We start from the raw sequence: 7075 nt of genomic DNA on the forward strand, positions 1-7075 counted from the left end.
GCATCGGACGGTGCCGATCATCGGCCTGCTCGCGAGCAGCGCAGCGCTCGCCGGCCTCTACTTCGTCTGGGTGCAGGAGCACGCCACAGCACTTGCGGCCCTTGTGGGAATCGGCCGTGGCTCCGACCTCATCGTCTATATCTGGGTCGTGATCAGCCTGCTCATCATGCTCAACTTGCATCTCAAGCTGCGGCTCCAGCTCGACATGATCACGCGGCTGGCGCGCGCCGTGGCGCTCGATCGCGCCAAGGAGAGTCGGCGTGAGGCGGTCCCTCCGCGAAAACGTCGCCCCGTCATTTTGGGCCGAAAGGCCGAGGCGCCCGCGATCGAAACGCAGGCGAAGAAGTAGATGCCATTGCCAAGTCGCGCCTGGACTTGGCGTCACTTACCGAGCCCGCGACGATTGGCGTAGATCTGGGCGAAGGAGCGGCCAAATCGCTTGACCTCATCAACCAGTACGGCCGTCGTGCCATCGGCACAAGGCCAGCGCTCGGTGGCGATCAGGTAGTCGACCTTGTCCAGATGTGTTTCGGCAATCCAGTTACGATGGAACATCACGCCGGCCAAATTCTCGCGCCAGGCCAGGCAGAGCAGCACGCGCGGTGGATCTCCCGCGAACCGGCCTTCGGCGTCAATTCGATCCTCGAGGCGGCGCAGCGCCTCGGGAGCCGCCATGCTCCAATAGTCGAGGTCGAAGCGGCCGTAAGCGCCGGCGACGCCCCCTGCCAGACTATTCATCGCGATATATTCGAGCGGATGCAAGATGACGAGCGTCACCACAATGACGCCCGTGTGCGCGACCCCGAGGGCCGTGGGCACAATTGGGAGGCGTCGCAAGAAGGGCAAGAGGCTCGTCAGTCCGCGCGCGGCTACGATGGCGAGCATTGGGATCACGAACAATACGTGGCGAACACCGTCATAGAGCGTCGAGCCTTGCAGGATGAGCACTCCGATAGGTCCGAACGCTGCCACACTGACGACCAGCACCGCGCGCGATTCTGCGAGCTCGGCCGCGACTGGTCGCAGTCCCGCAACGCCGGACCGACGTAGGGCGCCGAGGGCGGCGCGCGTCCACGACCCAGCAGCACCGATCCAGACCGCCATGCCGATCAACAACAACGCCAAAAAGCCCTCCGGCAAGCGCGCCAGGAGCTGTCCGGGGATGTACCAGGCGGGCAGCTTATCGGTGAACGTGCGCCGGCCCCAGTTCTGGAATTCGAACGAGGTGTCGAGCGTAGCAAAGTGCCGATAGGCCTCCAGGAATTGTGTGAGCGGATGTCCAATCTGCAACCACGGCCAGAGCGCGATCGCCGTCAGCCAGGCGACGAGGATGGTTAGCAGCGTATGCAAGGCGATCTGGCGCAATTGGCCATAGCCCGCGCGGCCATGGCGCAGCATCGCCTCGAGCGCGCACAGGCTCATGCCGCCGACGAGGTAGGCGTGCGTGATTAACCCGCCAGTGCGCGTCGCGATGGCGAGGCCAGTCGCAAGGCCCGTCGCAAGGGCTAGACGCCAGCTCGGCACCCCCTGCCGCACCATTAGGACAATCAAGAGCGTCGACCAGCACATGGCGAACAGGAACGGCACGTCGATCGGGGCAAAGAACAGGTTGCCGTACAGGTAGCCGGTCAGCAGGCACAAGGTGAGCGCCGTCAGCCCGGCCCAGTATCCGACCGTGAGCCGTGCCATCGGCACGACGGCGGCGAGCCCAGCGAGGCCGAACAGGAAGGTCATCGAGTGCCGGACCGCCATCGGATTCGCGAGCTCAAGCGACTGCACGGCCGCGACGAGCATCTGAAACCACGGTCCATACATCCACAGATACTCTTCGACCGTCTCGAACTGAGACCGATCCGCAAAGACGCTCGTGTACCAGGCAAGCGCCTTGGGGCCGTACTCGTCGGTGTTGAATTCGTCGGTGGATGGCCCGTAATCCACGGCGGTCGCAAGCCCGATGACCAAGGCCACGCCCAGCACAAGGAGCACGAGCAGCGTCTCGGCATGGCGCGCAGCGAATGCGAGGCCGAGTTTTGGCCTCGCAAACCCAGAAGCGTCGCCATCCACCCGTTCAAGCGCCATGCAGTGTCCTGCGATCGAGCGGCTGCACAAGGAGTTCCGCGGCGGATCAGAACGCGCTACGGTTCTGCCCTGCCGCCTGCATCATACCAGGCGACATCCGCTCAACCGCCAAATCGCGAACGAACCCCCAGCGCACCTCAAGTGTTGTCGTTGGCTGGCTTCGATAACACGTCTGAAGGGAACTTTGTTCCGAAGCTCCAAATCAGGTCTCCCAAGGTGGACTAGCGATGGCAATCCTTATCACCGGAGGTGCCGGATACATTGGCAGCCACATGGTGTACGAACTCGTCGATCGTGGCGAACAGCTCGTCGTGATCGATGATCTTTCATCGGGGTTCGAATGGGCAATACCATCCGGCGCCCCGCTTTTCGTTGAGAACATCGGGGATCAGAGGCGAGTTGCGTCGCTGATCGCGAAGTATGGGATTTCGGAGATCATTCACTTCGCGGCTTCTGTCGCTGTCCCGGAGTCGGTTGCCGCACCGCTTCGATACTATCGCAACAACACCGAAAATTCCCGAAGCTTGTTCGAGGTCGCAATCACGAGCGGAGTGCAGCGTTTCATCCTGTCGTCGACGGCTGCGGTCTACGGGAATCCGCCAGTAAATCCCGTTACGGAGGACACCCCCGTTGCGCCTGTATCACCTTACGGTTCATCCAAGTTCATGGCCGAAACGATGCTGCGCGATGCTGCACGCGCTCACGGCCTACGCTACGTCATCTTGAGGTATTTCAACGTCGCAGGTGCCGATCCTGCGCTCCGCACTGGACAGGCAACACAAGGGGCAACGCATCTTCTCAAAGTTGCAGCGGAAACCGCTGTGGGTCTACGAGAGAAGATGCAGGTTTTTGGCACCGATTATCCCACTCCTGACGGGACCTGCATTCGCGACTATGTCCACGTGAGCGACCTCGTAACCGCTCATTGTCAGGCGCTTTCATACCTGCGCGGTGGTGGAGAGCCCCTGACGCTAAATTGCGGCTACGGCCGCGGCTTTTCGGTCATGCAAGTGATCGAGGCCATGCGGCACGAATCCGGAAACGACTTTCCCGTCGAACTTGCCGCGCGCCGGCCTGGCGATCCGGCGGAGATCGTGGCGTCGGCGGAACGGATGCGTAACCTGCTAGGCTGGCGGCCTCAATGGGATGATCTTTCCCTGATCGTTCGCCACGCGCTCGCTTGGGAACGCAGACTATTGGCGCAAGGTAACGCAAGGTCTCCCTCAAGAGTGTTCAGCTATTCCCACGCCGTCCCATTGTCCGCAAGGTGAAGCGGATTGGCGCCAGCGAGCAGCGCGGCAAACACTCGGAACAGCGCGACAAAGCGTGTTAGGACGATCTTGCCGCCGCGGCGCGTGAAGAGATGCTCGCCCAAGATCGAGCTCGAGCCGGTAGAGCAATCCTCTCAGCAGGCCATTGAAAATGGAATCGTTTCGGATCGCCTTGGGGTAGGGGCCGCGGTTACGACCCTTTATTGTTAGCTCACTGATCGCCGTATGCAGCACCTCGACTGCGGCATCTCCTCTGCAAAAAAGACCGCCTTAGACGTGCTTGATGCTCTGCGATGCGGTCGATACATGAGGCTGCAGGCAGGGATTCTCACCACTTAAGAGCTTGATGAGTTCCATGCTTGAGTCTATTTGGGCGATGGGTTGTCGGACCTCGTGTCTGTGAAATCGCGTGAGCCTTCGAAGCCATTCGATGTGCACATCGCGGGATCGCGCGGCATCGCTCAGATAGCGACCGGGCAACACGATGACGACGAACTTGCCTCTCCAAGTACGTCCGCTCCTGCTGACTCAACACCAACGGCGCGATCGGCCGACCTCTCATACCTGCATTCGCCACAAGCGCTCTCCTTCAGAGATCCCAGCGCTCTTTTATGTGACGAACTTGCATTTCAGATGGCCCTTTGCGTTCGGCCGACTCGCGTTGCGCGAACAGTAGGCTTCGCCGCCTCCGCGAGCGCGCAAGCGGCCAAACTTGCTTGCCTCCTCTCCGACGAGTGCGCAGGCGAAGGTGGCGCGGCGACCGCCACGCGGTCGAAGACAGCATAGTCACCTAGTGCTATTCTGTCTGGGGCGGAAATGGAGAATACCCATGGCGACGAGCGTCAAGCAAATGCTGGAAGCTGCAAACGCCGCAGTTCCGAAGATTACCCCCGAACAAGCCGCAGACATGATCAAGACCGGAAACACGCTCATCCTGGATGTTCGAGATGCACCGGAAGTGATCGCCAGCGGCAAAATCGCTGGCGCGGTGAACGTGTCTCGCGGAATGCTGGAATTTCGAGCCGACCCAGAGTCGCCTTACCACGATAAGAACTTCGACAAGGGCAAAACGGTGATTCTGTATTGCGCTTCCGGCGGGCGATCAGCGCTTGCGGGCAAGTTGCTCAAGGATATGGGATACGAAAAGGTCTACAACGTAGGAGGCTTCAAAGATTGGACGGGCGCGGTCGAGAAATAGCATTTCGCGCGCTGCGGCAATGCTTCCGACTACCATAGAAGCACCCCGGCCGTTGGCTTCGACACCGACCAAGCATCGCTTCGCTGCTTACTCCGGAACCTACGCAACCTGTTCGTTGCCGCCGCGACACTCCTTGCGAAAGTCGGGCGATTGGTGCGCAGACCGCAGCAGTTCGCGGCTTTGCCATTGGATGTAATTGACAATGCGCCGGCCATCGAGACTTCAATGCAAGCTGATTGAGACAAAGCCCGGCTGGCGAGCCATGAATCGTGCTTGATCGGCCATCAGCAAGAGCGCCTTGTTCTGCTTTTCCGGCTCTGCCTCGATCACAGTGATCTGCGTAACTATCGCGGGGTTTTTCGCCGGAAGGCCGTACAGCGCGCCGGGGTGCCGGCCACAGGACCGCCGGGCAGGCCTGCGCCAGCACGCGGTGATGTTCGTCCCGCATGGCAACGCCCGAGAAAGGGCGGAACCCGTCCCTATTCGCATATTTTCCTATCGTCACCAAAGGAACAGTCGATACACGTATTGATTGTCGAAGTAGGACCTTCGGGCCTCGCGCGGTCCCGCGCTTTTCGCCCCCATTGCCCCCAAGAGCGGAACCGCGCTCACCTTGAGTGACGCAGGGGACTTGTGGCGCTCATGAACGACACCCATCAGGTGGTACTTGCGATGCTTGCTCTGGTCTGGGCTGGCGTGATGCTGGTCACCGGTCAGCTTTACATGGAGTATCGTGCGGCACGGGCGCGCACAGTTACGATCTCTAGTACCGATCGAAGCGCATCAGTTTTTTCGACGGGAAGACCGGATTTCGTTAAGGCAAGGTTGGCCGCGCGAGCCGGACTAGGGGAACTGAATGAAAGCAGTGCACGTTGATCCCGCATGCTTTGTCGAGAAGAACTTCGACCGCTGATTGTAGTGATGGCAGCTATCGTGCTTGGTCTGGTTGTGAAGGAGATAAAGCTCGGTCACCACGCCACCGTTCAGGCACCAGCAGGCATCGACTACGCGGCAACGGAATAGAGCACGCCTCGCGCGCGGCACAGCACGTCATGCGGCGCCGCGTGAGGCATCTGGCGTCAGGGACAAGGCCGTAGGAAACAGCGCGCCGGGAGCGCAGGGCTAACAGAACACCACCGGACCGGACCGCAGCGGTGGCGGCAGAGCCGAAGCGGCCCGCTGGCTCGCTTTCCGGACCCGGCCGCCGCACAGAACGCCGGACGAGCCCTCGAAGGCATCAGTAGGCTTCGTAAAGTGAGCGGCGCGATGCGAGTTCTCCGCTCTGCACAATTCGGGGTAGGGCCCAAGACTTGCCAACCGCCCCGTGGCAAACTGCGCCTGTCCTAGAACGGCATCGTTACTGTTGGTGGCGCGCCCGAGGAGAGTTTTCACTAATGATCTCGCGGAGGTCCGTCATTCTGGCGCTCGGGTCGATGCCGTTGCTCGACAATGGCGTTTTGTCCCAGACGGCAGTCAAGCCCCGCCGTGTAGCACTGCTGAGTTCTGGAGCGCCCTTCGCGGACACGAGCGAGATCGTTACCGGGCTTACGGCTGGGTTTTCCAAGCGTGGCTACGTTGTCGGAAGCTCTTTGATTTTCGAGCGGCAGGCAGCGGAAGCACATGCGGACAGACTGCCAGAGCTCGTTGACGAACTGAAGACTAAGACAGAGTTGATCATCACGAACGCCAATGCTGCCGCCCGTGTCATCAAAGACCGCTCGAATGTCCCTGTGGTTGCGATCACGGGTGCCGATCCGGTCGCGACGGGCTTAATTGATAGCTTGGCTCACCCCGGTGGCACCATCACCGGCGTCGGCGAAGTCGCAGCGGAGCTTTCGGCCAAGCGATTGGAGGTCCTCAAGGATACGTTTCCGAGTTTACGCAAGATCGCCATGCTATGGAATGCAGACGATCTAGGGATGACTCTGCGCTATAGATCGGCCGAAACTGCGGCTCGGATGCTGGGTTTCGAAGTACTAGCGCTCGGCGTGCGAGAGCCTGACGACTTCGCTGCCGCGTTTGCCGCGATGGTACGCGACCGTCCCGACGCTATCCTCATGGTTACGGACGCGCTGACTGCGCTCAATCGCAAGCGGGTCTTTGAGTTCGCCGCTCATCAGAAGCTGCCGGCGATTTACGAATATGAATACCTCGTCCGGGACGGCGGGCTGATGTCTTATGGCCCGGATATGCGTGAAGTTTACGATCGCGCTGCGGACCTTGCGGACCGGATCTTAAGAGGAGCGCGACCCGCCGATCTCCCATTCGAGCAGCCAACCCACTTCCGTCTCGTGATCAATAAGAAGACGTTGGAAACACTCGGCCTAACGATACCGGCAGCGATGCTGATGAGAGCGGATGAGGTTGTCGACTGAGGCAACGCCATTAAGCGAAACGTCGGTTTGTGGCCGATTCCGTTGAAAAAGGCGGCAGTAGTCCTGATGTCTTGGCGCCAGCGCCGATGGGGCCCAACGGCCGTTATGCGGGTTTGAGGGATTGCGTCGGGATCAGCTTGGCCATCTTGCGA

At 60.6% G+C, this 7075-nt stretch carries 6 protein-coding genes and 1 pseudogene; 5 read left to right on the forward strand and 2 right to left on the reverse strand.

Annotation, left to right across the window (positions count from 1 at the left end):
* Nucleotides 1–349: DUF2304 family protein (locus Q2941_RS49985; RefSeq protein ID WP_458197305.1), on the forward strand; the 349-nt coding region annotated here is incomplete at its 5' end.
* 32 nt (nt 350–381) lie between these two features.
* On the opposite strand, the gene Q2941_RS49990 is transcribed toward Q2941_RS49985, so the two are convergent.
* On the reverse strand, nt 382–2079 hold the full coding sequence (locus Q2941_RS49990) for a hypothetical protein (protein ID WP_458197306.1): 1698 nt from the start codon (nt 2077–2079) through the stop codon (nt 382–384).
* Between the two features lie 227 nt (nt 2080–2306).
* Between Q2941_RS49990 and galE the strand changes: the two genes are divergently transcribed.
* The gene (gene galE / locus Q2941_RS49995) at nt 2307–3350 is read left to right on the forward strand and encodes a UDP-glucose 4-epimerase GalE (RefSeq protein ID WP_458197307.1); all 1044 of its coding nucleotides are present in this window, start codon (nt 2307–2309) and stop codon (nt 3348–3350) included.
* A gap of 406 nt (nt 3351–3756) precedes the next feature.
* Here galE and Q2941_RS50000 read toward each other — a convergent pair.
* Nucleotides 3757–3927 (reverse strand): annotated as a pseudogene (locus Q2941_RS50000) (IS630 family transposase); the annotation flags it as partial.
* Nucleotides 3928–4179: 252 nt separating this feature from the next.
* Here Q2941_RS50000 and Q2941_RS50005 point away from each other — a divergent pair.
* The 3 genes from Q2941_RS50005 (at nt 4180) to Q2941_RS50015 (ending at nt 6923) form a co-directional block, all read left to right on the forward strand.
* Nucleotides 4180–4548 carry a rhodanese-like domain-containing protein gene (locus tag Q2941_RS50005; RefSeq protein ID WP_458197308.1) on the forward strand — a complete coding sequence of 123 codons (369 nt, stop codon included), beginning with the start codon at nt 4180–4182 and terminating at the stop codon, nt 4546–4548.
* Nucleotides 4549–5190: 642 nt separating this feature from the next.
* A complete protein-coding gene (locus Q2941_RS50010; RefSeq protein WP_458197309.1) occupies nt 5191–5424 on the forward strand; it encodes a hypothetical protein in 234 nt (77 codons plus the stop codon).
* Nucleotides 5425–5942: 518 nt separating this feature from the next.
* Entirely contained in the window at nt 5943–6923 is a 981-nt protein-coding gene (locus Q2941_RS50015; RefSeq protein WP_458197310.1) for an ABC transporter substrate-binding protein, read from the forward strand.
* The last annotated feature ends 152 nt before the right edge of the window (nt 6924–7075 follow it).

It is taken from the genome of Bradyrhizobium sp. UFLA05-153, assembly GCF_054185185.1.

What these genes read in the sequence shown, in the direction of transcription:
- galE (WP_458197307.1), top strand. Translation starts at nt 2,307, where the DNA reads ATGGCAATCCTTATCACCGGAGGTGCCGGATACATTGGCAGCCACATG.
- Q2941_RS50005 (WP_458197308.1), top strand. Translation starts at nt 4,180, where the DNA reads ATGGCGACGAGCGTCAAGCAAATGCTGGAAGCTGCAAACGCCGCAGTT.
- Q2941_RS50010 (WP_458197309.1), top strand. Translation starts at nt 5,191, where the DNA reads ATGAACGACACCCATCAGGTGGTACTTGCGATGCTTGCTCTGGTCTGG.
- Q2941_RS49990 (WP_458197306.1), bottom strand. Translation starts at nt 2,079, where the DNA reads ATGGCGCTTGAACGGGTGGATGGCGACGCTTCTGGGTTTGCGAGGCCA.
- Q2941_RS50015 (WP_458197310.1), top strand. Translation starts at nt 5,943, where the DNA reads ATGATCTCGCGGAGGTCCGTCATTCTGGCGCTCGGGTCGATGCCGTTG.